Origin of the sequence: Terrabacter terrigena (assembly GCF_042676085.1) — a bacterium.
GTDB lineage: Bacteria > Actinomycetota > Actinomycetes > Actinomycetales > Dermatophilaceae > Terrabacter > Terrabacter terrigena.
The window spans coordinates 63,161-88,709 of sequence record NZ_JBHTKH010000008.1; the positions used below are offsets into that span (position 1 = coordinate 63,161).

Genomic DNA, 25,549 nt, shown 5'->3' on the forward strand with positions numbered 1-25,549 from the left:
CGGGGAGGGGCGGGCAGCACGTCGAAGGTGTTAATCTCGCCGTCGGCGCTGGTCGAGCGCCCCAGTGCGTGGTGCCCTCTGACAGGCCCGCGCAGCACGGTTTCAAGAACATGACCAGGAGGTCAAAGGGTGAGCATTCTCGAAGGGTCGTCGATCCTTGTCACAGGTGGGACCGGGTCCTTCGGCAAGGCGTTCATCCGTGAGGTGCTCGACAACCACAACCCCAAGAGGGTCATCATCTACAGCCGTGACGAGCTGAAGCAGTGGGAGGTCCGGCAGCTCTTCAACGACGACCCCCGCCTGCGCTGGTTCATCGGCGACGTCCGCGACCTCGACCGTCTGCGCCGCGCCATGCACGGCACCGACTACGTGGTGCACGCCGCCGCCCTCAAGCAGGTCGACACCGGTGAGTACAACCCGCACGAGTTCGTCAAGACCAACGTCCTCGGCAGCCAGAACGTCATCGAGGCGTGCATCGACGCCGGCGTCAAGAAGGTCGTCGCGCTCTCGACCGACAAGGCTAGCTCGCCGATCAACCTCTACGGCGCGACCAAGCTGACCGCCGACAAGCTCTTCATCCTCGGCAACCACTACGCCGCGCAGTACCCCACGCGCTTCGCCGTCGTGCGCTACGGCAACGTCACCGGCTCGCGCGGCTCGATCATCCCCAAGTTCCGTGCCCTGCACGAGGCGGGGGAGTCGCTGCCCATCACCGACCTGCGCTGCACGCGCTTCCTCATCACGCTGCCCGAGGCCGTGCAGATGGTGCTCGACACCTTCTCGCTCATGCAGGGCGGTGAGCTCGTCGTGCCGCACATCCCGTCGCACCTCGTCACCGACCTCGCGCAGGCGATCGCCCCCGGCGCCAAGATGCACGACATCGGCCTGCGCCCCGGCGAGAAGCTCCACGAGGAGATGATCAGCCCCGAGGAGGGCCGCCGCGCCATCATGATCATGGACGGCAAGTACTACGTCCTCGAGCCCGAGCTCGCGACGTGGGGCTACGTGCCGCGCACCGACGGCAAGCCCGTTCCCGACGGCTTCCACTGCGCCTCCGACAAGAACGACATCTGGATCGGTGCCGACGACATCCGCACGATGCTCGAGGCGGGTATCTGAGGTGATCCCCTACGGACGCCAGTCGGTCAACGAGGACGACATAGACGCCGTCGCCCAGGTGCTGAGGGGTGACTGGCTCACCACCGGCCCGACCGTGACGGCGTTCGAGGAGCAGCTCGCGGCGCTGTCCGGCGCGTCCCGCTGCGTCAGCGCGACGAGCGGCACCGCCGCCCTGCACATCGCGTATGCCGCTGCCGGCGTCGGTCCCGGCGACGAGGTCGTCACCACGCCGATGACCTTCGTCGCGACTGCCTCGTGCGCCGTCGCGCTCGGCGCGAAGATCCGCTTCGTCGACATCGAGGACGACACGGCGAACATCGACCCGGTGGCCCTCGACGCCGCCGTCACCGACGACACCAAGGTCATCGCGTGCGTCGACTACGCCGGTCACCCGATCGAGATCGACGCGGTCAACGAGACCGCCCGCCGCGTCGGGGCGCTCGTCGTCGAGGACGCCGCACACTCGATCGGCTCGACCTACAAGGGTCGCCCGGTGGGCTCGCTCGCCGACCTGACGACCTTCTCGTTCTTCCCCACGAAGAACATGACGACCGCCGAGGGTGGCGCCGTCGCGACCCTCGACCCGGAGCTCGGCCGACGCGCGCACGAGTTCCACTTCATCGGACTCGTGCGCGACCGGGCGCGCATGCGCTACCCCGACGAGGGCCCCTGGCACCAGGAGGTCCACGAGTGGGGCCTCAACTACCGCCTGCCCGACGTCCTCGCGGCCCTCGGCATCAGCCAGCTGCGGCGGCTCGCGGCGTTCAAGGAGCGTCGCGCCGCGATCTTCGCGCGCTACCAGGAGGGCCTCGCCGGCGTCGACGGCATCCGGCTGCCCACGCAGCGCGAGCACGTCGACCCGATCTGGCACCTCTACCCGCTGCGCGTGCTCGGTGGCCGCCGCCGCGAGGTCTTCGACGCCATGCGCGCCGATGGCGTCGGAGTGCAGGTCAACTACATCCCCGTGTACTGGCACCCGCTCTTCGAGGACCTCGGCTTCAAGCGGGGCATGTGCCCCAACGCCGAGCAGTTCTACGCCGAGGAGCTCTCTCTGCCCATGCACGCCGAGCTGACCGACGCGCAGGTCGACAAGGTCATCGACGCCGTCCGCGGCGCCGTCGGGAGCTGATCCGATGCACCACGCCAACCACTTCTACGGGCATGCCCACATCATGGCCCGCTACGTCGGCCTGGAGCACCCGCCGCGCATCTGGGGCTACCTGCAGCACGGCTGGAACATGCACGACGGTTTCGCCGTCGGCACGGTCTTCACGCCGCAGTACCCCAAGTTCGTCTGGTCGGAGGCCTGCGCCCGTCGCGGCTGGGCCGCGGGCCTGCGCAACTACATGGTCGTCGCCGCCCCCTGGCTCTACCTGCTCGAGCTCGAGCGCCAGAAGGAGTGGCTGGCCACGGCCGAGCCACGCACCGGCACGATCGTCTACCCGTTCCACGGGTGGGAGGGCCAGCAGGTCGTCGGCAGCCACACGGCGTACATCGACGAGGTGAAGGAGGCCGAGGGCGACGTGCCCATCACGGTCTGCCTGCACTGGAACGAGTACGACAACCCGAAGGTGCGCCGGGAGTACGAGGACGCCGGCGTGCGCGTCGTCACCCACGGGCAGCGCGGCTACCTGTGGCAGGACACCGACGTCGCCTTCCTCTACCGGCAGCTGCACGAGATGCGCCAGCACAAGCGCGTCGTCAGCAACCGCATGAGCAGCGCCATCCTGTATGCCGCCTCGGCCGGCGTCGAGGTCGGCATCTACGGCGACCCGATGGCGCTCGAGTCAGACCACGCGGTGCTCGGCGGGGTGAACAAGCCGCGGCGCATCTGGCCGGAGATGCACCAGTTCTCGGTGCCGATGGACTACGCGGCTGAGGTCGCCAACCGTGAGCTCGGTGCGGACGAGATCCTCTCGCCGGCCGAGGTCATCGACGCGTTCGGCTGGGCGCCCGAGATCCGCACGCCGGGAACGCCCCCGCCCGCTCCTCCCCTCGACGAGGAGCCGTCGGCCTTCGCGCGTCGTCGCCGACGCCAGCACCGTTCCGAGAGCCACCGTGCCCCCGGTGACGGCGACCCCTCGGACCGGCTGGTCTCGATGGACGCCACCGTCGACGACGCGGACGACGCCCATGACCACGAGCCGAGCGCGGCTTCGAAGGGGCCGGCGAAGGGCTCGACGAAGACGCAGGCGAAGGCGGACTCCGCGGGCGACGGGTCCGCGAAGGAGCCCGCCCGCACCGCCGCGCCGGTCTCGGACGCGGCCCAGGACCCGGCAATGGACGACCAGGACTGACGAGGACTCACCGGAGCCGACCAGCCCGGCGTCACGAAGGCGAACGACGAAGGGCCCCGACCGAAGTGCGGTCGGGGCCCTTCGTCATGGTCGAAGACCAGGGCGGGAGGTCAGACGAGATCCCACGACATGGGGGTGCCGCGCTCGACGTCGCGCGTGAACCGCTTGGACTCGACGAGCGAGAACGCGTCTGGCGCAAGGCCGTTCGCGGGGCGGATGGAGCGGACGTTGGCAGCCGTCACCGGGTCGCCGGCCTTGACGTCCTCGACGACGAAGAGCGAGCGGCGGAAGCGCAGGCCCTCACGCTCGGCCTCACGTGCACCGATGCGCGGCTCGCCCAGGGCCTGCCAGGCGACCTTGGTCTCGCGCACGAGGGCGGCGAGCTCGTCGGGCTCGAGCGAGAAGGCGGAGTCGACCCCACCCTCCTCGCGGGACATCGTGACGTGCTTCTCGACGAGGACCGAGCCGAACGCGACCGAGGCCACGGCGGCGCCGATGCCCATCGTGTGGTCGGAGAGGCCCACGGGGACGCCGAACGCCTCGCGCATGACCGGGATGCCGCGCAGGTTCGACGAGGCCGGGTCGGCGGGGTAGCTCACGGTGCAGGAGAGCAGCATGACCTGGCGGTTGCCGGTCGAGTGGGCCGCCTCGACCGCCGCCGCGATCTCGCCGACGGACGCCATGCCCGTGGAGATGATGAGCGGCTTGCCCGTCTGGGCCGCCAGCCGGATGAGCGGCAGGTCGACGATCTCGGACGACGCGATCTTGTAGGCCGGGACCTCGAGGCCCTCGAGGAACTCGACCGCGGTCGGGTCGAACGGGCTCGAGAAGGCGAGGATGCCGAGCTCACGGGCGAGGTCGAAGATCGGCTTGTGCCACTCCCACGGCGTGTGGGCCTCCTCGTACAGCTCGTAGAGGCGGCGCGATCCCCACAGCTCGTGGCCCTCGGACAGGCGGAACTCGGGCTTGTCGACGTCGATGGTGATCGTGTCGGCCGTGTAGGTCTGCAGCTTGATCGCGTGGGCGCCCGCCTTGGCGGCCATCCGCACGATCTCGAGGGCCTTGTCGAGGCTGCCGTCGTGGTTGCCCGACATCTCCGCGATGATGAACGGCGGGGCGTCGGGGCCGACGGTCGTGCCGCCGATGTCCAGGGACGTCGTTGCTGGGGTTTCGACCGGGGTGCTCATTCTCGTTCAGTCCTTCGTGGCTCGAACCCGCAGGACGGGTGTCGGGGTGCCGTCGATGTCTTGGGTGTAACGCTCGATCTCCTCGAATCCATTTCGCCGGTTGAACCGCCGCACAGCCTCGTTGGCCTCGAGGACCTCGCCCTCGAGGGTGCGCAGGCCCAGCTCGTCGAACGCGAGGCGCTTTGCCTGGCGCTGGATCTCGATCCAGGCCGGCAGCAGCTCGCCACGCTCCTTGAGGCCGTCGTTGTCGAGGTAGTAGCCCCACCACGCGCTGCCGGCCTCGCGGTCGATGTCGAAGTAGGTGACGACGCCGGACGGCACGTCGTGGCGCTCGTAGATCCAGATCTCGCGGGCGTCGTTGTCACGCGTGGCCGCCCAGTACGCGGCGTGCTCGTCATCGGTGATCTCGTGCTGGGTCAGCGAGACGGCACGGACCTCCGGGTGGTTGCGCCACCGGAGCACGTTCGCACTGTCGGCATCGGTTGCGGGGCGGAGCATCTGGCCCTCCTCATGAGGACGCCGCGGGCTCCGAAGGGCCGCGGCGGTCGGTGGGGGATTCGTTGTTAGACTACCGGACGCCCCAACCCCGAGCCCAAGGCGGAACAACAGCATGAGCGCACTGAGCCGTGACGCGATCCGGACGATGATGGCCGAGGTCCTTCAGGCCCAGGGCAAGTCGATGCCCGCAGAAGACTCGGCCAACCTCGAGGAGATCGGCTTCCGTTCCCTCGACTTCTCCGAGCTGGCCCTCCGCGTCGAGGACGAGATCGGCGACGAGCTGAACTTCGACGCCCCCGAGCTGCGCCAGATCGCCACGATCTCCGACGTGCTCGACTTCCTCGAGCAGCTCCAGGCCGCGTGAGCGCGGGAGCTGGCGGTCTCGCCGGCGCCGCCAACCGGATCATCACCCGCGGCTTCGACGGCCGCTGGGACGAGCTCGAGAGCCTGCAGCTGCCCGAGGCCGCAGCCGTGCTCGTGCGTGACAACCATGACGCCGCCCGTGCGGTGTGGGCTGCCGCGACCCGGAGCTCCGAGGTCCTCGTCGCCTCACGCACCCGGGTCACCCCCGACCTCGCCGACGACCTCCGTGCCGCCGGCCTGGCCATCGTCGACGGCCTCGACGGCGTCGACGTCGTCCCGCCCACGACCGAACGCGATGCGACGCCCGGCCGGGTCTGGCTGCTCACGAGCGGCAGCACCGGCCGTCCCAAGCAGGTCGCGCACACGCTCGCGTCGCTCACGACCGTCGCCGGCGACCAGCCGCGGCGCACCTGGCTGTGCCCGTACGCCCACGGCGCGTACGCGTGGTGGCAGGTCGTGACGCTGAGCATCGCCCACCCCGGCCAGGACGTCCTCTTCATCGAGCCCGACGAGCTCGACACGTGGCCTGCCCGCGCGCTCGAGGTCGGTGTGACCGCCGCGTCCGGCACCCCCACCTTCTGGCGTCAGGCGCTCTACCGCGACCCTGACAGCGTGGCCGCCCTGCCGCTCGAGCAGGTGACCCTCGGCGGTGAGCCGGTCGACCAGGCCATCCTCACGCGCCTCACCGAGATGTTCCCCAACGCCCGCGTCTCGTGGATCTACGCCTCCAGCGAGGCGGGCGCGACGATCGCCGTCCACGACGGGCGCGCCGGGTTCCCCGAGCAGTGGCTCGGCCGTGAGATGGACGGGCGGGCGACCCTCACCGTCGACGACGGCGAGCTGCTCATCGCCTCGCCCAAGCGCGGCGAGGGCATCGACCAGGTGCTGCGCACCGGCGACCGGGTCGAGGTGGTCGACGGTCGCGTCCTCATCACCGGCCGCATCGCGTCCGACGAGATCAACGTCGGCGGGGCCAAGGCCTCCGCCTCGGCCGTGCGTGATGTCCTGCAGTCGCACCCGGCGGTGGCGTGGGCCTCCGTCCGCGGACGCAAGGCGCCGATCGTCGGCAGCATCGTGACCGCCGACGTCGTGCTGTCGGGCGAGGTCACCGACGCAGAGCTCACCGCCTGGTGCGCGGCGCGCCTGCCCGACTACTCCGTGCCCCGCCGGGTGCGGTTCCTGGACCAGATCCCGATCAAGGAGACCCTGAAGAGCGATGTCTGACAAGACCGAACCCATCGGCCCCGCAACGGTGGTCGTCGTCTCAGGCGGCTCCCGTGGTCTCGGCCTGGCCATCGTCGAGGACATCCTCGCGCAGGGAGCCAAGGTCGCTGCCTTCGCGCGCACCGTCACCCCCGAGCTGGAGGCCGTCGCGGCCGCGCACCCCGACCGCGTCGTCGCGGCCTCGGTCGACGTCACCGACGTCAAGGCCATCAACGCCTTCCTCAAGGACGCCGAGAGCCGTCTCGGTCCCATCGACGCGCTGGTCAACAACGCCGCGATGGGCCAGGACAGCCTGCACGTGCACACCTCGCCCGAACAGATCGCGAAGATCATCGAGACCAACCTGACCGCGCCGCTGCTGCTGGCGCGTGCGGTGCTGCGCCGCATCATGGCCAAGGGCAACCGGGGCCGCATCGTCATGGTGACCTCGGTGTGCGCGCAGCGCGGCTACTCCGGCCTCGTCGCCTACTCCGCCACCAAGGGCGGCCTCGACAGCGCCATGCGCACGCTGGCCCGCGAGATGCACGGGCGCGCGCTCGTCAACAGCGTCGCGCCCGGGTTCTTCGCGTCCGAGATGAGCTCGGTGCTGGGCCAGACGCAGCTCGACACGATCACCCGCCGCACGCCGTCGGGGCGTCTCGTCGAGCCCGACAACATCGTGCCGGTGGTCAACACGCTGCTCTTCCACGACACCAACATCAACGGCCAGGTCATCACGGTCGACGGCGGCAACAGCATCTGATGGACACCCGCGCGGACCGGCTCTCCGAGGCCGTCCGCGACCACCCGCTCGTCATCGAGGAGCGCACCGGTCACCGGTGCGTCGCAGGAGCCCACTCCTACCTCGCGGACGGGCGGGTGGTGTGTTGGGTACTGCCGTCCGACGCGCAGACGCACGACCCCTCCCTGGGCCACGCCGTCGACGCCGAGCTCGCGCGCCAGCCGGTGCCCCCCAGCGTGCAGGCGCGCTGGGGGGCCACCGTGGCGGGGGAGCGCGACCGGTTCTGGGACCTGTGGTGCGCCACGGAGGTCCTCGCCAAGCTCGCCGACACCCCCATGGTCGTCCTCGCCCGTCGCGGGCCCGTGACCGAGAGCCCGGTGAGCCGCTCGGGCGTCGAGGTGCACTGGCTCGTACGCCGCGTCGACGACGTCGTGGTGGCCCACGGAATGTCGTGGGCCACCTGAGCTCAGCTCACTTGAGCACGCGGGCCGCGAGCTGGCGAGCCTTGCTGAGAGCGCCGGGCGGCAGGGCGTCCTGTGCCGTCGACTTCGCTGCCGCCACGGCCTTCTCGGTGGCGATGCGCCGCGGCGCCCGCATGGCCTCGACGGCGCGATAGGTCAACGTCTCCTCGTAGCGCTCGATGACGCGCTCGAGGGTGCGGATGTAGCGGTCGCGATGGCGCAGGGTGCCCTCGAGCCACTTGACCTGGCCCTGCTTCTCGCGCAGCTCGCGGGAGATGACGCGGTGGTGGGTCAGCAGCTCGCGGAAGCCGATCTCGTCGGGAGCCGGGAGGTCACGCGCGAACTGGCCCTGCTCGAGGTTGCGCTCGAGCAGCTCGTCGAGGTCCTCGGGCCGTCCGGCCACGGTCGAGGCGACCTCGGCCTCGGTGCGGGCGACCCGGGCGATCATCGCCTCGGTGACCGTGAGGCCCGCCATCGAGGCGAGGGTGATGGTGAGCTCGTCGGGGGTGACGGTCACGCGCCACGGGTGCGCCGAGCCGGAGGCGAGCAGGCGGCGGGCGAAGTCGCGCAGGCCGCGCACGAGCGCGTCGTCGGCGGACACGACGCCGGTGCGTCGCCACGACGGGTCGGCCAGCCGCAGCCGGTCGCCGTCGATGAGGGTGTTGGCCGGCGTCGCGAAGAAGCGCTGCTCGGCCGTCTGGGTGGTCCACACCTTGCCGTCGGCGAGCCATGCGGCGTACTGGCGCACGCGCGAGCGGATCGCGGCGTGACGTCGCGTGGCGCAGGCACGGCGCAGGTCGAGCTCGAACGAGCGACCCGGAGCCAGGGGCGACAGGCCGCGCGAGACGGTGCCCTCGCTGGTCTCGGAGTCCGTGCGCTCGTCGGCCCAGGCGACCGACTGCGAGGCATCGGCGGCGATGACGGCCACCGTGCTCCACGGGCTGGCTGCTTCGGCCTCGGCGACGACGAGCGCCGGGTAGGTGGGCGTGCTGGCGGGGGCGCCCTTGGTCGCGACGACGAGCCAGCCGGGGGCCAGCTCGTCGAGCATGCCCGCCTCGACGACGCGTTCGACCACGTTGCGGGGCTCGCGCAGCATGGGAGTGCTCGCGAAGTGCTCGTCCATCGCCTTGCCCGCGTGGAAGCCGACCTGGTCGCGCAGGGATCCGTCGGCGAGGGCGGCGTCGTGGACGAGGACGCGGTGCTCGTCGACCGAGGGCATCGCGGCGAAGCACGCCTCGAGCCGGAGGCCCTCGCCCTCCAGGATCGCGGCACGCTCACGGGCGAAGAGGTGGCGCGTGGCGAAGCCCTGCGCGCCGATGTGCCACCCCGCGTCGGACTCGAGGGCCTCGTCGGGCACTGCCGAGACGAGGTCGGTGAAGCCGAGCTCGTTGGCGAGGTCGACGACGAAGCGGCCGCCGTCGTCGAGCAGGGCGGAGAGCCGGGCCACTGCCTGGGCGTCGGTGAGGCCCCCGGAGTCGGGGCCGAGGAGGCGCTCGGGGCCGCCGAGGGCGATGACGAGGTCGTAGGTGTGTCCGGGCTCGAAGACGTCGAGGCCGCCGCAGTAGAGGTCGGCGGACTTGTGCAGCCCGGCCCGGTCACCCAGGGTGCGGGCGTCGGGGAGGGCGCGTACGAGCAGGTCGACAGGGACGTCGGTGGGGACCGCGTCGACGAGAAGGCCGGCCCGCGGGCCGGCCAGCAGCACGCGACGGGGACGCTTGGCCGCGATGGCCGCGCGGACGACCTCGCGGGTCGCGAGCGGCACGTCGAGCGTGTCGAGGTCGGACCACATCAGCATGTCACCGACGAGGATCCGGGCCCCCGAGATGGCGTCGCGCTGGATGTCTTGGTCGCTCAGGTGGGCGGTCACACATGGTCCTCTCGTGGTGGGTCTCCGGTGGCCGCCGGGGCCGTCCGGATGACCCGACTACAATAGCGATGCCGTCCGGGAGCGGGCGCGCCCCCGACTCCCGCACCCTCCGAGGTGCCTGACGCCTGCAAGGAGCCTCGATGCCCGCGCTGACCAAGGTGGCCGCCGTGGTCCTGTCGATGGGCAACCGCCCGGCCGAGCTGGAGAAGGCGCTCGACACGCTGTTGGCGCAGGAGGGCGTCGTGCTCGACGTCGTGCTCGTCGGCAACGGCTGGCGCCCCGAGGGCGTCCCCGAGGGCGTCCGCACCGTGCACGTCGCCGAGAACGTCGGCATCCCCGAGGGCCGCAACATCGGCGCTCGCGAGGCCCGCGGCGACATCCTCTTCTTCTACGACGACGACGCCTTCCTCCCGACCACCGACGTGCTCGCCCGCCTGGCGGCGGAGTACGCCCTCGACGACCGGATCGCCGTCGTGCAGCCGCGCGGTGCCGACCCGACCGGCCTGCCCACCCCGAGGCGCTGGGTGCCGCACCTGAAGACTGCGGGCGGCGGCGCCGGTGGCGACGTCGTCGTCTTCTGGGAGGGCGTCTGCACGATCCGCCGCTCCGCCTTCGAGGAGGTCGGCGGCTGGCCGGGGCACTTCTGGTACGGCCACGAGGGCATCGACCTCGCGTACCGCCTCCTCAACGCGGGCTGGCGCCTGCGCTACCGCCCCGACGTTGTCGTGAACCACCCGGCGACGCAGCCGACGCGTCACGCCGTGTACTACCGGATGAATGCCCGCAACCGCGTCTGGGTGGCGAAGCGCAACCTCCCGCACCCGGTGGCCGAGCTGTACGTCGCGGTGTGGTCGGCGATCACGGTGGCGCGCGTGCGTGACCGCGAGAAGCTCGGCGTGTGGTTCCGGGGGCTGCGCGAGGGTCTGCGCGAGGACGCCGGCGACCGGCGGCCGATGACGTGGTCGACGGTGGCACGCCTCTCGCGCGCCGGCCGCCCGCCGATCGTCTGACGCGCATGGCCGTCGAGCTGCCTGCGTCGCGGGTCATCCTCTCGGGCGTCCGCAGCGTCACCCACCTCGTGTATGCCGCGTCGTGGCTGCGCCACCACGTGGAGCGGGCCGACGGCGCCGTCCAGGTGGTCGTCCTCGACGTCGGTTCGGGCTTCGGCCACGCCCGGGTGGGCGAGGCCGAGGTGCGCTCCTACCTCCCCGACCACCCCCGTCTGCACGTCGAGACCCTGGTGCGCGACGACCACTGGCGCGTGCCGACGGACGTCGACCTCACCCTGCTGTCCATCGGCCTGCCGGGCACCCGGGCGTGGGCCCGGCTGGTCGTAGCCGGCCGCGGCCGGCGCCCGCGGGTGGTCGTCGTCGACGAGGGCATCGGGTCGTTCGGCAACCTGCGCAGCCGGCGTGACGCGTACCGCCGCCAGGGAGGCAGCGCGGTCCGCACCTTGCTGCGGGCGGGCGTGGTCAGCGCCGCCGGCACGGTGCTCACCGACGTCCACTGGTCGCTCTACGAGCCCGCGGGCGACCGGTGGGTCGTTCGTGACGACGTGGCGGCCGAGTTCCGCCATCGGCTGTCGGGCAGCTCGCCGTCGTCCACGCGGGGCGTCTACCTGACGCAGCCCTGGCCCGACATCGGCGTCATGTCGGAGGCGAGCTACCTCGAACACCTCGTGGCGGTGCGCGACCAGTGCGCGGCTGCCGGCATCGGGCTGGCCCTGCGGCCGCACCCCAGCGAGAACCTCGAGCGCTACGCGGGCTTCGAGGTCGTCCTCGGCGCCGCGCCGGCGGAGCTGGCCCGCGAGGTGGTCGGGTCCCGTGTCGTCATCGGTTCGAACAGCACCGCCCTGCTCAACCTCGCGGCCGTGCACGGCACTCCTGCGCTGCGCGTCACGGCGCCCGAGCTGACTCCGCTCGAGACGGCGCTGACCCGGCGCCAACGCAGTCTTCTCGACACCTTCCTGCCGACTCCGGTGCCTGTCGGCGCGTTGTCCGACAGGATTCGTTCACTGCCGGCTGGGGTCTGACGTCGTCGCCAGGCGAAATGAGCCAAAGGTCCGCAAAGGTCACGGTGCGAACACTTTTTCCGATCTGTTTGCCGAAGTCCCTCGCATTTGCGACATTTGTCACTCCAGTAACAAGGAGTGACCTGTGGCTGCCAGAAAACACGTTTCCACGCTCGTCGCCGTGCTCGGCCTCGCCGGTGCGTTCGTCGTGCTCCCGACAGTCGAGGTCAGCGCCAAACCGGCGCCGGTGAAGCCGAAGCTCGTCCGCGTCGCGGTTCCTGCCGTGCCGGTGGCGCAACAACGGACGCTTGCCGGGGCGACACCCCGCTCGGCCACCAGCGCGACGCCTGCACGCGCCGCCGACAAGCGAGTCGTGGCTGCCCTCACGTCGACAGGCACCCCGTTCGACGTCGCGGGCGTGACGTTCACGGGGGCCGCCCCCGCCGGGATGACCGTCGAAGCCCGAACCCGTACGAGCGCCGGCTGGAGTCCGTGGCTCGAGCTCGAGGTCGACGACGCCGACGGCCCCGACCCCGGCTCGGCGGACGCCGAGGGTGCGCGCAGGGGCACCGAGCCCATCACCTCCGCCGGTGCCACCGGCCTCGAGGTCAGGGTCGCGACGAACGGCAGGACGGCGCCGGCGGGGCTCACGGCGACGCTCGTCGACGCGGGGTCCTCCGCCGCTGACGGGCAGCTCGGCATCCGCTCGGGCTCCGCGGTCGCGGCCGTGCGCCAGCCGACCATCATCACCCGTGCCGAGTGGGGCGCCGACGAGAGCATCAGGACGTGCACGCCGGAGACACTCCCCGGCATCAAGGGCGCTGTCGTGCACCACACGGTCAACGCCAACGACTACACGCAGGCCCAGGCCGCGTCGCTGGTCCGGGGCATCTACGCGTACCACGTCCAGTCGAACGGCTGGTGCGACATCGGCTACCAGTTCCTCGTGGACCGGTTCGGCAAGGTCTACGAGGGGCGCTACGGCAGCAGCACCTCGTTCGTCCAGGGCGCGCAGACCGCCGGCTTCAACACCGACACGGTGGGGGTGTCCGTCATCGGCGACCACACCAGCCTCGCGTTCTCCTCCGCGACGATTTCCTCCGTGTCCGCGGTCATCGCCTGGCTCGCCGACCGGGCCGGCTTCGACCCCGCCGGCACGACGACCTTCACCTCGGCGGGCAACTCGAAGTACCCCGCCGGAACCGTCGTCACCAAGAGCCGGGTGAGCGCGCACCGTGACTACGGCCAGACCGACTGCCCCGGGGACGCCGGCTACACCCAGCTCTCGTCCATCCGCAGCTCCGCCGCGAGCACGTGGTCCGCGGGCCGCCAGAGCTTCACCGCAATGGCGCCGACGCCGGTCGTCGAGACGTTCAACCGTCCTGCAGGCACGGCCTTCACGCTGTCCGGCCACGGGTCGGGCCACGGACGCGGCATGTCGCAGTACGGCGCCAACGGCGCGGCCCGCGCGGGCCTCACCGCCGCCCAGATCGCCGCCTTCTACTACCCGGGCACGACGCTCGCCTCGCAGGGTGACCCGCAGCTGCGCATCCACCTCTCCGACCTCGGCTCGGGCGGCACCACGGCGGCGCCGCAGTCCGGCCTCACCTTCTACGACGGCAAGGCGACCAACGTCCTCAGCGCCGCGACGTCGTGGCGGATCGTGCCGGAGGGCGGTGGCCTGACGCTGCAGTGGCGCACCGGCACGACGTGGACCTCGAGCGGCTACTGGAAGGCCTGGAAGACGGCGCCCCTCGTCCTCTCGCGACCCTCGACAGGCGTCCTGCGGGTCGTCCTCCCGTCGGGCCAGCAGCGCGACTACGCCGGCTCGGTCACGACGCTTCCCTGGGGCACGGCAGCGCGGTCGGTCAACACGACCGACGCCGAGTCGCACACGAGTGCCGTCGTGCCCAACGAGATGTCGCCCTCCTGGCCGGCGGCGGCCCTGCAGGCGCAGGCCATCGCGGCGCGCAGCTACGCGGCATACGCTCGCGCGCACCCGCTCTCGGCCTCCTACGACACGTGCGACTCCTCGAGCTGTCAGGTCTACCGCGGCATCGCCGACTACGACGCCGCGGGCACCCTGCGCACGGCGCGGCTCGACTCCCGCTCGACCGCGGCCACGTCAGCAACGGCCGGTTCGGTGGTGCGCTACAACGGCTCGGCGGCGCTCACGGAGTTCGGCGCCTCCAACGGCGGCGTGACGGTCGCATCGTCCCTGCCCTACCAGGTGGAGAAGGTCGACCCCTACGACGGGGTCGCGGTGACCGGCAACACCCACTCGTGGACCGCGTCCCTGGCGTTGTCGCGCATCGAGTCCGCCTACCCGTCGACGGGCACCCTGTCGTCGCTGTCGGTCCTCAGCCGCTCGGGCGGTGGTGACTGGGGTGGCCGCGTCGTCTCGGTGCGCATCACCGGCTCGGCCGGGTCGGTCACGGTCAGCGGAGACTCCTTCCGCACCGCCATGGGGCTGCGCAGCACCTGGTGGACGGTGACGTCGCCACCGGCGGTGTCCGCCCGGACGCTGCCACGCGACCTCACGGCGGACACGCTCGGTGACGCGCTGACCCCCAGCGGTGCGGGCGCCGCGGCCCTCGCCTACACCGGCAACAAGGGCTTCAGCCTGAGGACCCTCGCCTCGACCGGCTTCTCGGGCACGAGCCTGCTGACCGGTGTGGGGCCGTTCGACTCCGACAACATCGCCGACGTCGTCGCCCGCCGCAGCGACGGCTCGCTGTGGCTGTGGTCCGGCAGCCCCCAGGGAGTGCTGGACCGTGAACCCGTGCGCATCGGCACCGGCTGGGGCGGGGTGAACCTCCTCGTGCCCGTGGGAGACCTCAGCGGCGACGGGCTCACCGACGTGCTGGCCCGCAGCACCGACGGCTCGCTCGTGCTCCACCTGGGCAACGGGGCCGGCGCCTTCTCCGGTTCCCGGAAGATCGGCGCCGGGTGGGGCATCTTCAGCCACGTCACCGCGGGCGACTTCGACGGTGACGGGCGCACCGACGTCGCCGCGATCCGGGCGAGCGACGGCCGCCTCTACTTCTACGCCGGGCTCGCCGGGGGAACCCTGCAGGCCGGCCAGGTGATCGGCACCACCGACTGGCGCGGGTTCAGCGAGCTCAAGTCCGTCGGAGACCTCACGGGCGACGGTCGGCACGACCTGCTCGTGCGGCGCACGAGCGACGGCGCGCTCTTCATCGAGCCCGTGACGGGAAGCTTCGTCATCGGCACCGCCCTCCCGGCGGGAACCCACACGTGGACGACGCGCCTGGGGCAGTGACGACCCGGGCAACCCGACGAACACGGCAGCGGGGCGCCGGTCCCGACCAGGACCGGCGCCCCGCTGCGATGCGTGGAGGTCTCAGGAGGCCTCAGGCGGTGAGGTCGACCGTGATCTCGGGCTCGGTCTTCTCGCGCACCTCGGCCTCGGTGACGCCGGGCGCGAGCTCGCGCAGCACGAGCCCCGACTCGGTGACGTCGAGCACGCACAGGTCGGTGATGATGCGCTGGACCACGCCGCGACCGGTGTAGGGCAGCGAGCACTGCTCGACGATCTTGTAGGAGCCGTCCTTGGCGTTGTGCTCCATCAGGACGATGACCTTCTTGGCGCCATGGACCAGATCCATCGCGCCGCCCATGCCCTTGACCATCTTGCCGGGGATCATCCAGTTGGCGATGTCGCCGCCGGCCGAGACCTGCATGGCACCGAGGATGGCGGCGTCGACCTTGCCGCCGCGGATCATCCCGAAGCTCGTCGCGGAGTCGAAGAAGGCCGCACCCTTGCGCAGGGTGACGGTCTCCTTGCCCGCGTTGATGAGGTCGGCGTCCTCCTCCCCGTCGAACGGGTAGGCGCCGACGCCGAGGATGCCGTTCTCGGACTGCAGCACGATCTCGACGTCGTCGGGCACGTAGTTGGGCACGAGCGTCGGCAGGCCGATGCCCAGGTTGACGTAGGCGCCGTCGGAGAGCTCGGCAGCGGCCCGGGCGGCCATCTGCTCACGGGTCAGTGGCATCTCAGGCCTCCTTGTTCTGGTCGCTCGTGGCCGCGGCGTCGGGGCGCGGGCGGACGGTGCGACGCTCGATGCGCTTCTCGGTGGCCTGTTCGGGGGTGAGCGGCAGGACGCGCTGGACGAAGATGCCCGGCAGGTGGATCTGGTCGGGGTCGAGCTCGCCCGGCTCGACGAGCTCCTCGACCTCGGCCACGGTGACGCGGCCGGCCATGGCGCAGAGCGGGTTGAAGTTGCGGGCGGACCGGTTGAAGACGAGGTTGCCGTGGCGGTCGCCCTTCGCCGCGCGCACGAGCCCGAAGTCGGTGGTGATGGCCTGTTCGAGCACGAAGGTCTTCGTCTCGCCCATCCACTCGAAGTCCTGGGTCTGCTTCGGCGGTGACGCGACGGCGATGTTGCCGGCGTCGTCGTAGCGCCAGGGGAGTCCGCCCTCGGCGATCTGGGTGCCGACACCGGTCATCGTGAAGAAGGCCCCGATGCCGGAACCGCCGGCCCTCAGGCGCTCGGCGAGAGTGCCCTGCGGCGTGAGCTCCACCTCGAGCTCGCCGGAGAGGTACTGCCGCTCGAACTCCTTGTTCTCGCCGACGTACGAGCTGACCATGCGGCGGATGCGCTTGTCGCGCAGCAGGATCCCAAGCCCCCAGTCGTCGACGCCGCAGTTGTTCGAGACGGCCTCGAGGTCGCTGATGCCGGCGTCGTGGATCGCAGCGATGAGAACGGAGGGGATGCCGCAGAGGCCGAAACCGCCGACCGACAGCGACATTCCGTCACTGATGCCGGCGATGGCCTCCTGGGGAGAGGAGACGACTTTGTCCATGGCTCGGACTCTATCCGCGCCGCGGCGCCCCGGTGCCGTGGGGGCACCCCACAGGGCTCGTGGACCTGTGGTCCCGGCACACGTGAGGGCGGTCCCGGCGCGGCCGGTGACGCCCTCCCGGCAAGAAGGGGGAATGACAGCAATGTGATTCTCGAAGCCCCGAAAAGTACAGGAATGTAATTCGCCCGACGAACTTGTGAGGGGTGTGACTGGAGTGCATAAATGGTGCGGGAGTTGCACAATCCCGCGTATTTCCCGTCACGACAAGAGGTGCTCGATGGCCCTGCGCAGACGCCCGCTGGGCCTCGTCCTCGCCCTTCCGGCGCTCACCGTGCCGATGGCCGCGACCCCCGCGGCCGCCGTGGAGCCGCCCCCGACACGTCCTCTCCCGAGCGGCCTCGACGTCTACGTCCCGTACCAGGGCCAGACGATCTGCGACCCGGTCGCCCGGCCCGGGGTCCTGGCCTTCGCGCGCCTCATGACCTCCCACTACGGGATGGGCTCGACGGCCCTCATCGGCCGTACCTGTGGCAGCGGTCCCTCCGAGCACTACGACGGGCGGGCGTGGGACTGGATGCTCAACGTCGACAACCCCGCGCAGGAGGCGGTCGCGCAGTCGGTGCTCGACTGGCTGACGGCCCCCGACGCGAACGGGGTCCAGGGTGCGATGGCCCGACGCTTCGGGATCATGTACATCATCCACAACCGGAAGATGTGGCGTGCCTACGCGACCGAGCGCGGCTGGGCCCCCTACTCCGGCGTCTCGCCGCACACCGACCACATCCACTTCAGCTTCAACCACGACGGGGCCGCCGGCCGCACGTCGTGGTGGACCGGCGTCCCGACGCGCAGCTACCTCACCGCGCTGCCGCGGGCCGGGTCGTCGCTGCCGCCGACACCCGCTCCCACCCCCTCCAGCCCACCGGCACCGGCGCACACGACGACGGTGCCGACCACGCCGGTCACGCTCTCGCACGGCATGCGCTCGGAGGCCGTGCGCCAGCTCCAGGTGCGCCTCGGCAACCTGCCGACCACCGGCTTCTACGGCGACCAGACCAGGGCCCGCGTCACCGCCTACCAGGCCTTCGTCGGGCTGGCCCGGACCGGTGTCGCCGACCTGCGCACCCAGGAGCTGCTCGCCTCACGGGGCTGGAGGAGCGCCGCGGCCGCCTACCCGACCCTGTCGTTCGGCACGACGTCGGCCGCTGTCCGCACCCTGCAGGGCAAGCTGGGCTCGCTGCCGACCACGGGCTACTACGGCACCCTGACGCGCGCCCGGGTCACCGCGTACCAGAGGTTCGCCGGCCTGCCGCAGACCGGCGTCGCCGACCCGGTCACGCAGGCGCGCCTCTGGGTGCGTGGCTGGACCGGCACCGCTGCGGCTGCCGGCGCGACGGCCACGAAGGCCTACCCGACGCTGGAGCTCGGCATGACGTCCACGGCCGTCAGGACCCTGCAGACCCGGCTGGGTGCCCTGCCCGTCACCGGGTACTTCGGTCCGCTCACCCGGGCGCGGGTGACGGCATACCAGAAGTTCGCCGGCCTGCCGCAGACCGGCACCGCCGACTCGCGCACGCAGCAGACGCTGCTCGCCCGCGGCTGGTCGGCGACCGCGCGCGCCATCGCGCTCACCGACGCGGCAGCACCCGACGTCACCACCGCCGAGCTGCGCACCACCCGCACCACCTCTGGGAGGGACACCGCCATGACCGCCTACGCCAGCATGTCGTCGAAGGCCAGCCCCGCGATCGCGCGGGTCGACGTCGCGACGAGCTACACCGCGTACAAGAGCCTGACGATCGCGACCGGCTCGCGTGGCGCCGCGGTGCGGGTGCTGCAGCGGGCGCTGGGCGGACTGGCGGTCGACGGCGTGTTCGGGTCGGTCACTCGCGACAAGGTCGTCTCGCTGCAGCGATCGCTCGCGCTGCCGCAGACCGGCGTCGTGACGCCCGACCTGTGGGACGTGCTCGAGGCGCGTGACTTCCCGTTCGTCGCCGACCGCTCGACCGTGCTGCGTGCCGGCGACACGGGGCCGCAGGTCGTCGCCGTGCAGCGCCTGCTCGGGGTGGCCCAGACCGGCATCTTCGACCTCGCCACGCGTGAGGCGGTCAAGTCGGCGCAGGCGCGTGCAGGCCTGGCCAGCACGGGTGTGGTCGCCTCGCGCACGTGGTCCCTGTTCGACCGGCTCTCCGCGTAGAGGCTTGCGAGTCAGGCGTCGCCGCGCGCGTCGTGCGTGACGCCCTCGGAGGCGAAACGGTCGGACAGGTCGTCGCGGGTGCCACGCACCAGCACGACCGAGCCGTCGGCCGACCAGGCGGCGAGGCTCTGACGGAGCACCCGGTCGAGCGCACCACCGACGACCACGCGGGGGGCCTCGCCCCAGGCGGGCTCGCCCACGACGACCTCGCCGTATGCCGTCCCGTCGGGTCGTGCGCCGGACCCGACCAGCGCGACGTCGTCCGGTTCGGGGTCTGACATGGGCGAGAAGAGGTCACCGTGCGTGGACAGCTCGCGCGCCTCGTCGACCGCTCCGGGCGCTGAGCCGGCCTCGGGGTGGCTGCGGGCGAGGGCGGGCAGCGCCACGAGTACCGTGTCGCCGCCGTGGTCGGCAGCGACCGCAGGTGACTGGGTGACGAGGACGTCGGCCCCGGGGGCCTCGGCGCCGACCACGACGGTCGCGCCGACCGACCAGGCCGCCAGCGCCCAGTAGAGGGAGCGCCAGTGGGCGGGCAGGTCGAGGCCGACGGTCGTGCCGGGGCCGGCCGCGGCGTCGTCCTGCAGGAGGTTCGCCGCCTTCGACACCCAGTTCGCGAGGACCCGGGCGCTCAGCTCGATGCGCTCGCCCGCGGTCGCGCCGGGCTCGTCGTCGTACCACGTCAGCCGAGGGCGGCCGGGGTCGGCCGCGAGCATCCGGGCCAGCACGTCGGCCGGCAGCAGGGGATCGGTCATCAGCTGTTCTTCGCGCCCTCGACGGTGGTGCCGGCCGGCGCCTCGGTCAGGGGCTCGTCGTCCTTGAGGGCCTTGAACAGCGCCTTGGCCCGCTCGGTGTCCCACTTGACGGCGAGCGCGCCGCCGTTGGTGCGGTAGGCGAGGTCGGAGGTCGGCACCGACAGCGACAGTCCCTCGTCGTTGCTCACCGCACGCATCGCCTGCAGCACGCGGAGAGCGTCCATGATGCCGGTCTCACGGCCGACGGCCAGACCGGCGGCCGACGCGTCGGCGAAGCTCTTGTAGCGCCAGGGGATGAGGACGGTCGACGGCGTGGCGGCCTTCTTCATCAGGGCGCCCAGGAACTGACGCTGGCGGGCGGCGCGGCCGATGTCGCCGAGGGGGTCCTCGTGACGGGAGCGGACATAGCCCAGGGCGTTGCCGCCGTCGAGGGTCTGGCAGCCCTTCTTGAGGTTGATGCCGGCGAGCTTGTCGTTCATGTCGCGCGGGACGCACAGGTCGACACCGCCGATGCTGTCGACGACTCCTGCGAAGCCGCCGAGGCCGATCTCGATGTAGCCGTCGACGTGGATGCCGGTGACCTGCTCGACGGTGTTCGTCAGCAGCTTGGGGCCGCCGATGGCGTACGCCGCGTTGATCTTGTTGGAGCCGTGCCCGGGGATGGGCACGTAGGAGTCACGGGGCAGCGAGACCATGACCGGCTTGCCGCCGCTCTCGGAGACGTGCACCAGCATGATCGTGTCGGTGCGGTTGCCCTCGGCGCTGCCCGTCGCGTACTTCTTCTTCTGCGCCTGGGTCAGGCCCTCGCGGCTGTCGGAGCCGACGAGCAGGTAGTTGTGGCCCGACGTGTCGGTGGGCCGCTCGCCGGAGGGGATGTTGTCGACCTTGTTGACCGCGCCCCAGGCCTGCATCGGGACCCACACCATGAAGCCGATCCACGCGATGAGCAGCACGAGCAGGACGATGAGGGCGATGCGGCCCTTGCGCCAGCGGTGGCGCGATCGCCCGCCGGCTGCCGGCCGCCCTCGGCCACCGTCGTTGTGACGGTCGTGGCGCTCGTCGTGGCGGTCACCGTAGCCGTCGTCGTTGCGGTCGCCGCCCTGGTCGCGTCGCCCGGCTCCCGAGGCGATCGCTCCGCCGCCGGGACTCTTGACGCGTCGTCTCGTGTCGATGACGTACGCGTCGTCACCTCTGGGACGCCGTGGGGTGTGCGGTTCAGTCGGCATCTGCTGCTTTCACGCTCGAGGTCGGGGGAGTGTCGCCCGACAGTGTGTCAGGGGATGCTGTCGACTTCACGTGCTCGGCTGCCGGCCGGGCCTCGTCGAGGGCGATGCGACGGGCGAGGCGCGTGTAGCGCGTCTCCATGGCGCGGAACCGCTTGTACGTCGTGACGACGAAGCCGAGGAACGCCACGACGAGGCCGTAGAGGATGAGGTCGGCACCACGTCCGATGCCGAACCAGTTGGCCACGCGGGTCCACGTGCCGCTGGGGTCGATGATCGAGTAGACGGCGAGGGCGGCGAGCGCGAGCAGCCCGAGCCGCCGCACGGCCTGCGTGCGCTGGCCCGAGCCGACCAGCAGTCGCCACGCGACGGCGAGCGTGCCGAGGATGAGGATGACCTGGATCAGGCTCTGTCTGCTCATCGCCAGATCAGCTCCGCGAGGATGTTGACGGCGTTCCAGAGCGACTGGCCCTTGGCCCGGGAGTAGTCGGTGTAGAGGATGTGGACCGGCTCCTCGGCGTAGCGGACCTGTTCGCCACCGAAGCGCATCGAGCCGATCTGCGACACGATCTCGGAGGCGTGGGCCATACGGTTCTGGGTGATGTCGAGACCCGCCACGACGTCCCGGTCGAGCACGCGCAGGCCGTTGTGGGCGTCGGTGAGGCGCGTCCCGGTGGTCAGGTTCGTGTAGGCCACGGCTGCGCGCAGGACGACCTTCTTGAGGGCGGACGCGTCGGTGCGCTCGTCGAGGAACCGTGAGCCGAACACCACGCGCACGTCGCCCTGGCGGATGCGGTCGAGCATGACCTCGACGTCGTGGAGCTGGTGCTGGCCGTCGGCGTCGTAGGTGACGACGTAGCGCATCGCCGGGTCGCCGAGCGCGTACTCGAAGCCGGTCTGCAGGGCAGCACCCTGGCCGAGGTTGACCGGGTGGCGCACGACCGCCGCACCCGCCCGTTCCGCGCGGTCGGCGGAGGCGTCGCGCGAGCCGTCGTCGACGCACACGATCTTCGGGAAGACGGAGCGGGCCTCACCCACGACGTCGGCGACGACGGCGGCCTCGTTGAAGAGCGGCACCACCAGCCACACGTCCTCGTTCTGCATGCGTCCAGCCTAGAGCGGTCGAGGTGCCCCGCCCGACACGCGACGTGCGCGTGGGAGCGCGCCCGCCGGCATACGCGTGGAACTAGAGTCGGGGGACCATGACGGACGCGTTGTCACAAGGCATCCAGCCGGGCGCCAGCACGGCCTCGGACGAGGCTCCCCGACCGACCGGCTCGGCTGCGCTGCGCATCGCGATCGTCGGCCCGAGCCACCCGCACAAGGGCGGGGTGGCCGCCCACACGACGATGCTCGCGCACCACCTGGCCGACGCCGGTCACGACGTGACGCTCGTGTCGTGGGCGCACCTCTACCCCTCCAAGCTGCACCACGCCGACGCGACGGTGCCCGACGGGGTGCCCGAGGTGCCCCCGTTCCCGCGGACCATCCGGGCGCTCAGCTGGGCGCGGCCCGACACGTGGGTGCGGGCCGGCCGGCGCCTGCGTGACGTCGACGCCATCCTCGTCGTGCACGTCATGCCGGCCGTCGTCCCCGCGCACCTGGCCCTGCTCCGGGCGGCCGGAGCGATTCCGGGCACCACCCGTCCACGACCGCAGTCCGTCGTCGTGTGCCACAACGTGCTGCCGCACGAGCCGCACGCCGGCGACGCGCGCCTGATGTCCCTGCTGTTCGCCCGCGTCGACTCGGTGCTCGTGCACAGCACCGACCAGGCCCGGGTCGCGCACGACCTGGGGGCCCGTCGCGTCTCGGTGGCCGACCTGCCCCCGCACCTGCCCGGCGGCGACCCGATCTCGCGCGACCCGCGCACCGGCCCCACCCGGCTGCTCGCCCTCGGCCTGGTCCGCGAGTACAAGGGCATCGACGTGCTGCTGCGCGCGATGCGCACCGTGCCCGAGGTGACGCTCACCATCGCCGGCGAGATCTGGGGGGCCAACCGCGGCGTCATCGGGCGTCTCGCCTCGGACCCGGCGCTCGCGGGCCGGGTCGAGATCCGCGACGGCTACGTTCCGGCCGACGCACTGGCCTCGCTCCTCGCCGACCACGACGTGCTCGCCCTGCCCTACCGCTCGGCGACCGCGTCGCAGAACGTCATCCTCGGCCACGCCCACGGGCTGCCCGTGCTCGCCTCCGACATTTCACCCTTCTCGCAGCAGGTCGACGACGGCGTCAACGGCTTGCTCGTGCCGCCCGAGGACGAGCGCGCGCTCGCCGGGGCCCTGCGTCGCCTCGGCGACCCCGACGTACGCCGCCGGCTCGCCGAGGGCGTCCAGACCCCTGACCTCTCCGGCCCCTGGGCGCACTACCTCGGCACGGTCGAGGCGCTGTCGTTCGACGAGAGCGCGCTGCTCGGCGAGCCCGACCAGCCGTATGCCGCCGCGCCGGGGGAGCCGACCGACGGGCCTGCCGACCCGGCGGACGACGAGCTCGACGACGCCGAGTCCGCGGACCACTCCTCGGCCACCCGGCGTGCGGCAGCCCGGGTCGGCGCCCGCGCGGCCCGGATCGCCCGACGTGCCCGGCGCACGGCGTCGCAGGCCGTCGCTGCGCGTCGGCCACTCGTGGCGCTGCGGCCCGACGACCTGCCCGACTGGGTGCTCGCCACCGACGTGCTGGGCGAACCCGACGAGGCCGACGACGCCCGCCGCCTCGCGCGGCTGCTCGGCCTCCCGCGCTCGCTCGACAGCGTCTCGGCGTGGGCGGCCCTCGGCGCGCTGGCCGCGATCGTCCGGGTGCGTGACGACGGCCGCCGCAGCGCCGTGATCGTCGACGAGGGCGGCACCCGGTCCCTGCTGTCCCGCTGGGCCCGTGCAGTCGGCTTCGCGCCGGTCGAGATCGACTTCACCGGCAGCCACCCCAGCGTCGCCGCCCTCGACGTCGACACCGGCTCTCTCGACGTCATCGTGCGCATCCACCCCGACGGCTGCGACGCCGGCGACGTCGACCACGTGCTCGAGCAGGCGTCCTGGGCGCTGCGATCGGGGGGCCTGCTCGTCGTGACGATCCCGATCGGGCCGCGAGCGGCTGAGGGCGCGGTCGGGCCGGCCGACGTGCGCGGCATCCTCGCGCGAGCCCACGACCTCGGATTCGTGCTCATCGGCGACCTCGACGGCGACGTCAACGCACGCATGCGCGACGCGGCGTCACGCGCCCGCGCCGACGACGCGGCATACGGCCTGGTGCGCCTGACCCTGCGCCGGCGCTGAGCTGCGTGCAGACACTGCGATGATGGTGACGACATGACCCGACAGAAGATCATCACCGTCCTGCGTGTCGGCATCGCCGTCATCACTCTCGCCGCCGTCGTCTACGCGGTCGTGCGCAACTGGGCCGACATGTCGGTCCACCTCGACAAGATCTCGTGGTCGACCTTCGCCTGGTCGACGCTCGCTGCCGCCGCCGGCACGTGGCTGACGATGATCGGGTGGAGGACGCTGCTGCGCGACCTCGGCTCCGACCTGCACCTGGCGCCCGCGTCCGGCGTGTACTTCGTCGGGCAGCTCGGCAAGTACCTCCCGGGCTCCCTGTGGTCGGTGCTCGTGCAGGCCGACATCGCGAGCCAGCTCAAGGTGCCGCGCCGGCGCACCGCCGTGACCGGCCTGCTGACCCTCGGTCTCGCTCTCGCCACCGGCTTCCTGGTCGGCCTGCCCGCGGCGTCCTACCTGCTCACGCGCACCTCAGCCGGTTTCGACTGGTGGCTGCTGCTCGGCATCCCGATCCTCGTCGTGCTCTGCGTGCCGCGGCTGCTCAACGCGCTCATCGCGTGGATGCTGAGGACGCTTCGCCGGGAGCCGCTCGAGCACGCGCTCTCAGGTGGCGCCGTGCTCCGCGCGGTCGCGATGTTCGTCCTCGTGTGGATCGCCTTCGGCGTGCACACGCTGCTGCTCGCGCAGGCCGTGGCCGGCGACGGTGCCCACCCCGACCTCACCACGGCGGCCGTGACGGGCTACGCCCTCTCCGTCTCGCTCGGCATGCTCACGGTCATCCTGCCGGCCGGCCTGGGCGCGCGCGAGGGCCTGCTGACGCTGATCCTCTCGACGGCCATCCCGACGCCCGCCGCGGCGGCCGTCGCGATCATGTCGCGCTTCATCGTCACGATCGTCGACGTGCTCGCCGCCCTCGGCGGCTGGCTGTACGCGCGCTCCCACCACCTGCTGCGGGAGAAACGGTCCCAGGCCGAACAGGTCGACGACCTGTCGGTGTGAGGTCGGGCCGAGGCCGCTACGGGACGCGTTTCAGACGCGCTCGAGCACGAAGACGGGGATGAGCCGCTCGGTCTTCGTCTGGTACTCCGCGTAGGGCGGGTAGGCGGCGACGCAGCGCTCCCACCATTGGGCGCGTTCGTCACCCGACAGCTCGCGTGCGCGCGCCGGCCACGTCTCGGTCCCGACCTGCAGGTCGATGTCCGGGTTGGTCTGCAGGTTGCGGTACCACTTCGGGTGCTCCGGAGCACCGCCCTTGCTCGCCACGGCGGCGAAGTCGCCGTCGTGCTCGACCCGCATGAGCGGCACCTTGCGCACCTTGCCGCTCTTCCGGCCGCGCATGGTGAGCAGCACCACGGGCCGGTTCATGATGTGCACGGAGTCGGTGGTACCGGTGCGCTCGATCTCCTCGACCTGCTTGCGCACCCAGTCGCTCGGGCTCGGGACGTACTCGCCGGTGATCGTCATGTCAGCGACAACCAACCCTGACGTGACGCTGTTCCCCGCCCGGCGACGCCGCAGGCCCCCGGTCGGGACCGG

At 71.8% G+C, this 25,549-nt stretch carries 23 protein-coding genes; 13 read left to right on the top strand and 10 right to left on the bottom strand.

What is annotated here, in order from left to right:
• The first annotated feature begins 129 nt into the window (after positions 1-129).
• The 3 genes from pseB to ACFQ2V_RS13350 are packed head-to-tail and all read left to right on the top strand — an operon-like array spanning position 130 to position 3,416.
• Positions 130-1,119 (top strand): UDP-N-acetylglucosamine 4,6-dehydratase (inverting), encoded by a 990-nt coding sequence (gene pseB, locus ACFQ2V_RS13340; protein ID WP_386053248.1) that lies wholly within the window; start codon positions 130-132, stop codon positions 1,117-1,119.
• A gap of 1 nt (position 1,120) precedes the next feature.
• Positions 1,121-2,248, top strand: coding sequence for a UDP-4-amino-4,6-dideoxy-N-acetyl-beta-L-altrosamine transaminase (gene pseC / locus ACFQ2V_RS13345; protein ID WP_386053249.1), 1,128 nt, complete (start codon positions 1,121-1,123; stop codon positions 2,246-2,248).
• 4 nt (positions 2,249-2,252) lie between these two features.
• A complete protein-coding gene (locus ACFQ2V_RS13350) occupies positions 2,253-3,416 on the top strand; it encodes a hypothetical protein (protein WP_386053250.1) in 1,164 nt (387 codons plus the stop codon).
• Between the two features lie 110 nt (positions 3,417-3,526).
• On the opposite strand, the gene pseI is transcribed toward ACFQ2V_RS13350, so the two are convergent.
• A complete protein-coding gene (gene pseI / locus ACFQ2V_RS13355; protein ID WP_386053252.1) occupies positions 3,527-4,603 on the bottom strand; it encodes a pseudaminic acid synthase in 1,077 nt (358 codons plus the stop codon).
• A gap of 6 nt (positions 4,604-4,609) precedes the next feature.
• A complete protein-coding gene (gene pseH / locus ACFQ2V_RS13360) occupies positions 4,610-5,101 on the bottom strand; it encodes a UDP-4-amino-4,6-dideoxy-N-acetyl-beta-L-altrosamine N-acetyltransferase (RefSeq protein ID WP_386053254.1) in 492 nt (163 codons plus the stop codon).
• A gap of 112 nt (positions 5,102-5,213) precedes the next feature.
• Here pseH and ACFQ2V_RS13365 point away from each other — a divergent pair, with 112 nt between their 5' ends.
• The 4 genes from ACFQ2V_RS13365 to ACFQ2V_RS13380 are packed head-to-tail and all read left to right on the top strand — an operon-like array spanning position 5,214 to position 7,873.
• The gene (locus ACFQ2V_RS13365; RefSeq protein ID WP_386053255.1) at positions 5,214-5,465 is read left to right on the top strand and encodes a phosphopantetheine-binding protein; all 252 of its coding nucleotides are present in this window, start codon (positions 5,214-5,216) and stop codon (positions 5,463-5,465) included.
• Positions 5,462-6,688, top strand: a complete 1,227-nt coding sequence (locus tag ACFQ2V_RS13370; RefSeq protein WP_386053257.1) for an AMP-binding protein — start codon at positions 5,462-5,464, stop codon at positions 6,686-6,688. The genes ACFQ2V_RS13365 and ACFQ2V_RS13370 overlap by 4 nt, the downstream gene beginning before the upstream one ends.
• Positions 6,681-7,430 (top strand): SDR family NAD(P)-dependent oxidoreductase, encoded by a 750-nt coding sequence (locus ACFQ2V_RS13375; RefSeq protein ID WP_386053259.1) that lies wholly within the window; start codon positions 6,681-6,683, stop codon positions 7,428-7,430. Before ACFQ2V_RS13370 ends, ACFQ2V_RS13375 begins: the two co-directional genes overlap by 8 nt.
• Positions 7,430-7,873, top strand: a complete 444-nt coding sequence (locus ACFQ2V_RS13380; RefSeq protein ID WP_386053261.1) for a hypothetical protein — start codon at positions 7,430-7,432, stop codon at positions 7,871-7,873. Before ACFQ2V_RS13375 ends, ACFQ2V_RS13380 begins: the two co-directional genes overlap by 1 nt.
• A gap of 7 nt (positions 7,874-7,880) precedes the next feature.
• Here the strand turns inward: ACFQ2V_RS13380 and ACFQ2V_RS13385 are convergent, their stop codons facing one another.
• Positions 7,881-9,737, bottom strand: coding sequence for a hypothetical protein (locus ACFQ2V_RS13385; RefSeq protein WP_386053262.1), 1,857 nt, complete (start codon positions 9,735-9,737; stop codon positions 7,881-7,883).
• A gap of 140 nt (positions 9,738-9,877) precedes the next feature.
• Between ACFQ2V_RS13385 and ACFQ2V_RS13390 the strand changes: the two genes are divergently transcribed.
• From ACFQ2V_RS13390 to ACFQ2V_RS13400, 3 genes are all read left to right on the top strand, one after another.
• The gene (locus ACFQ2V_RS13390) at positions 9,878-10,747 is read left to right on the top strand and encodes a glycosyltransferase family 2 protein (protein WP_386053264.1); all 870 of its coding nucleotides are present in this window, start codon (positions 9,878-9,880) and stop codon (positions 10,745-10,747) included.
• Positions 10,748-10,752: 5 nt separating this feature from the next.
• Positions 10,753-11,769 carry a hypothetical protein gene (locus ACFQ2V_RS13395; protein ID WP_386053265.1) on the top strand — a complete coding sequence of 339 codons (1,017 nt, stop codon included), beginning with the start codon at positions 10,753-10,755 and terminating at the stop codon, positions 11,767-11,769.
• Between the two features lie 124 nt (positions 11,770-11,893).
• Positions 11,894-15,031, top strand: a complete 3,138-nt coding sequence (locus ACFQ2V_RS13400; RefSeq protein ID WP_386053266.1) for a SpoIID/LytB domain-containing protein — start codon at positions 11,894-11,896, stop codon at positions 15,029-15,031.
• A gap of 91 nt (positions 15,032-15,122) precedes the next feature.
• Here ACFQ2V_RS13400 and ACFQ2V_RS13405 read toward each other — a convergent pair whose 3' ends face one another.
• On the bottom strand, positions 15,123-15,764 hold the full coding sequence (locus ACFQ2V_RS13405; protein ID WP_386053267.1) for a CoA transferase subunit B: 642 nt from the start codon (positions 15,762-15,764) through the stop codon (positions 15,123-15,125).
• Between the two features lies 1 nt (position 15,765).
• The gene (locus tag ACFQ2V_RS13410; RefSeq protein ID WP_386053269.1) at positions 15,766-16,575 is read right to left on the bottom strand and encodes a CoA transferase subunit A; all 810 of its coding nucleotides are present in this window, start codon (positions 16,573-16,575) and stop codon (positions 15,766-15,768) included.
• Positions 16,576-16,852: 277 nt separating this feature from the next.
• On the opposite strand from ACFQ2V_RS13410, the gene ACFQ2V_RS13415 reads away from it, so the two are divergent.
• Positions 16,853-18,772 (top strand): peptidoglycan-binding domain-containing protein, encoded by a 1,920-nt coding sequence (locus ACFQ2V_RS13415; RefSeq protein ID WP_386053271.1) that lies wholly within the window; start codon positions 16,853-16,855, stop codon positions 18,770-18,772.
• An 11-nt stretch (positions 18,773-18,783) separates the two neighbouring features.
• Here ACFQ2V_RS13415 and ACFQ2V_RS13420 read toward each other — a convergent pair whose 3' ends face one another.
• From ACFQ2V_RS13420 to ACFQ2V_RS13435, 4 genes are read right to left on the bottom strand one after another with little or no spacing between them, the layout of a single operon-like run.
• The gene (locus tag ACFQ2V_RS13420; RefSeq protein WP_386053272.1) at positions 18,784-19,524 is read right to left on the bottom strand and encodes a TIGR03089 family protein; all 741 of its coding nucleotides are present in this window, start codon (positions 19,522-19,524) and stop codon (positions 18,784-18,786) included.
• The gene (locus ACFQ2V_RS13425; protein ID WP_386053273.1) at positions 19,524-20,750 is read right to left on the bottom strand and encodes an LCP family protein; all 1,227 of its coding nucleotides are present in this window, start codon (positions 20,748-20,750) and stop codon (positions 19,524-19,526) included. Before ACFQ2V_RS13425 ends, ACFQ2V_RS13420 begins: the two co-directional genes overlap by 1 nt.
• The gene (locus ACFQ2V_RS13430) at positions 20,740-21,168 is read right to left on the bottom strand and encodes a DUF2304 domain-containing protein (RefSeq protein WP_386053274.1); all 429 of its coding nucleotides are present in this window, start codon (positions 21,166-21,168) and stop codon (positions 20,740-20,742) included. Before ACFQ2V_RS13430 ends, ACFQ2V_RS13425 begins: the two co-directional genes overlap by 11 nt.
• Entirely contained in the window at positions 21,165-21,851 is a 687-nt protein-coding gene (locus tag ACFQ2V_RS13435) for a glycosyltransferase family 2 protein (protein WP_386053276.1), read from the bottom strand. Before ACFQ2V_RS13435 ends, ACFQ2V_RS13430 begins: the two co-directional genes overlap by 4 nt.
• Positions 21,852-21,949: 98 nt before the next feature.
• Between ACFQ2V_RS13435 and ACFQ2V_RS13440 the strand changes: the two genes are divergently transcribed.
• Both ACFQ2V_RS13440 and ACFQ2V_RS13445 read left to right on the top strand, forming a co-directional pair.
• Complete coding sequence (locus ACFQ2V_RS13440; RefSeq protein WP_386053277.1) at positions 21,950-24,013, top strand: glycosyltransferase; 2,064 nt, start codon at positions 21,950-21,952, stop codon at positions 24,011-24,013.
• A gap of 33 nt (positions 24,014-24,046) precedes the next feature.
• Positions 24,047-25,012 (top strand): lysylphosphatidylglycerol synthase domain-containing protein, encoded by a 966-nt coding sequence (locus ACFQ2V_RS13445; protein ID WP_386053279.1) that lies wholly within the window; start codon positions 24,047-24,049, stop codon positions 25,010-25,012.
• 30 nt (positions 25,013-25,042) lie between these two features.
• On the opposite strand, the gene ACFQ2V_RS13450 is transcribed toward ACFQ2V_RS13445, so the two are convergent.
• Positions 25,043-25,477, bottom strand: a complete 435-nt coding sequence (locus ACFQ2V_RS13450; protein ID WP_386053281.1) for a nitroreductase family deazaflavin-dependent oxidoreductase — start codon at positions 25,475-25,477, stop codon at positions 25,043-25,045.
• Positions 25,478-25,549: the final 72 nt, after the last annotated feature.

Excerpts from the sequence above, each read along its gene's own strand:
- ACFQ2V_RS13350 (WP_386053250.1), top strand. The coding sequence starts at position 2,253 with ATGCACCACGCCAACCACTTCTACGGGCATGCCCACATCATGGCCCGC.
- pseI (WP_386053252.1), bottom strand. The coding sequence starts at position 4,603 with ATGAGCACCCCGGTCGAAACCCCAGCAACGACGTCCCTGGACATCGGC.
- pseH (WP_386053254.1), bottom strand. The coding sequence starts at position 5,101 with ATGCTCCGCCCCGCAACCGATGCCGACAGTGCGAACGTGCTCCGGTGG.
- ACFQ2V_RS13365 (WP_386053255.1), top strand. The coding sequence starts at position 5,214 with ATGAGCGCACTGAGCCGTGACGCGATCCGGACGATGATGGCCGAGGTC.
- ACFQ2V_RS13375 (WP_386053259.1), top strand. The coding sequence starts at position 6,681 with ATGTCTGACAAGACCGAACCCATCGGCCCCGCAACGGTGGTCGTCGTC.
- ACFQ2V_RS13380 (WP_386053261.1), top strand. The coding sequence starts at position 7,430 with ATGGACACCCGCGCGGACCGGCTCTCCGAGGCCGTCCGCGACCACCCG.
- ACFQ2V_RS13390 (WP_386053264.1), top strand. The coding sequence starts at position 9,878 with ATGCCCGCGCTGACCAAGGTGGCCGCCGTGGTCCTGTCGATGGGCAAC.
- ACFQ2V_RS13395 (WP_386053265.1), top strand. The coding sequence starts at position 10,753 with ATGGCCGTCGAGCTGCCTGCGTCGCGGGTCATCCTCTCGGGCGTCCGC.
- ACFQ2V_RS13405 (WP_386053267.1), bottom strand. The coding sequence starts at position 15,764 with ATGCCACTGACCCGTGAGCAGATGGCCGCCCGGGCCGCTGCCGAGCTC.
- ACFQ2V_RS13410 (WP_386053269.1), bottom strand. The coding sequence starts at position 16,575 with ATGGACAAAGTCGTCTCCTCTCCCCAGGAGGCCATCGCCGGCATCAGT.
- ACFQ2V_RS13415 (WP_386053271.1), top strand. The coding sequence starts at position 16,853 with ATGGCCCTGCGCAGACGCCCGCTGGGCCTCGTCCTCGCCCTTCCGGCG.
- ACFQ2V_RS13420 (WP_386053272.1), bottom strand. The coding sequence starts at position 19,524 with ATGACCGATCCCCTGCTGCCGGCCGACGTGCTGGCCCGGATGCTCGCG.
- ACFQ2V_RS13425 (WP_386053273.1), bottom strand. The coding sequence starts at position 20,750 with ATGCCGACTGAACCGCACACCCCACGGCGTCCCAGAGGTGACGACGCG.
- ACFQ2V_RS13430 (WP_386053274.1), bottom strand. The coding sequence starts at position 21,168 with ATGAGCAGACAGAGCCTGATCCAGGTCATCCTCATCCTCGGCACGCTC.
- ACFQ2V_RS13435 (WP_386053276.1), bottom strand. The coding sequence starts at position 21,851 with ATGCAGAACGAGGACGTGTGGCTGGTGGTGCCGCTCTTCAACGAGGCC.
- ACFQ2V_RS13440 (WP_386053277.1), top strand. The coding sequence starts at position 21,950 with ATGACGGACGCGTTGTCACAAGGCATCCAGCCGGGCGCCAGCACGGCC.
- ACFQ2V_RS13445 (WP_386053279.1), top strand. The coding sequence starts at position 24,047 with ATGACCCGACAGAAGATCATCACCGTCCTGCGTGTCGGCATCGCCGTC.
- ACFQ2V_RS13450 (WP_386053281.1), bottom strand. The coding sequence starts at position 25,477 with ATGACGATCACCGGCGAGTACGTCCCGAGCCCGAGCGACTGGGTGCGC.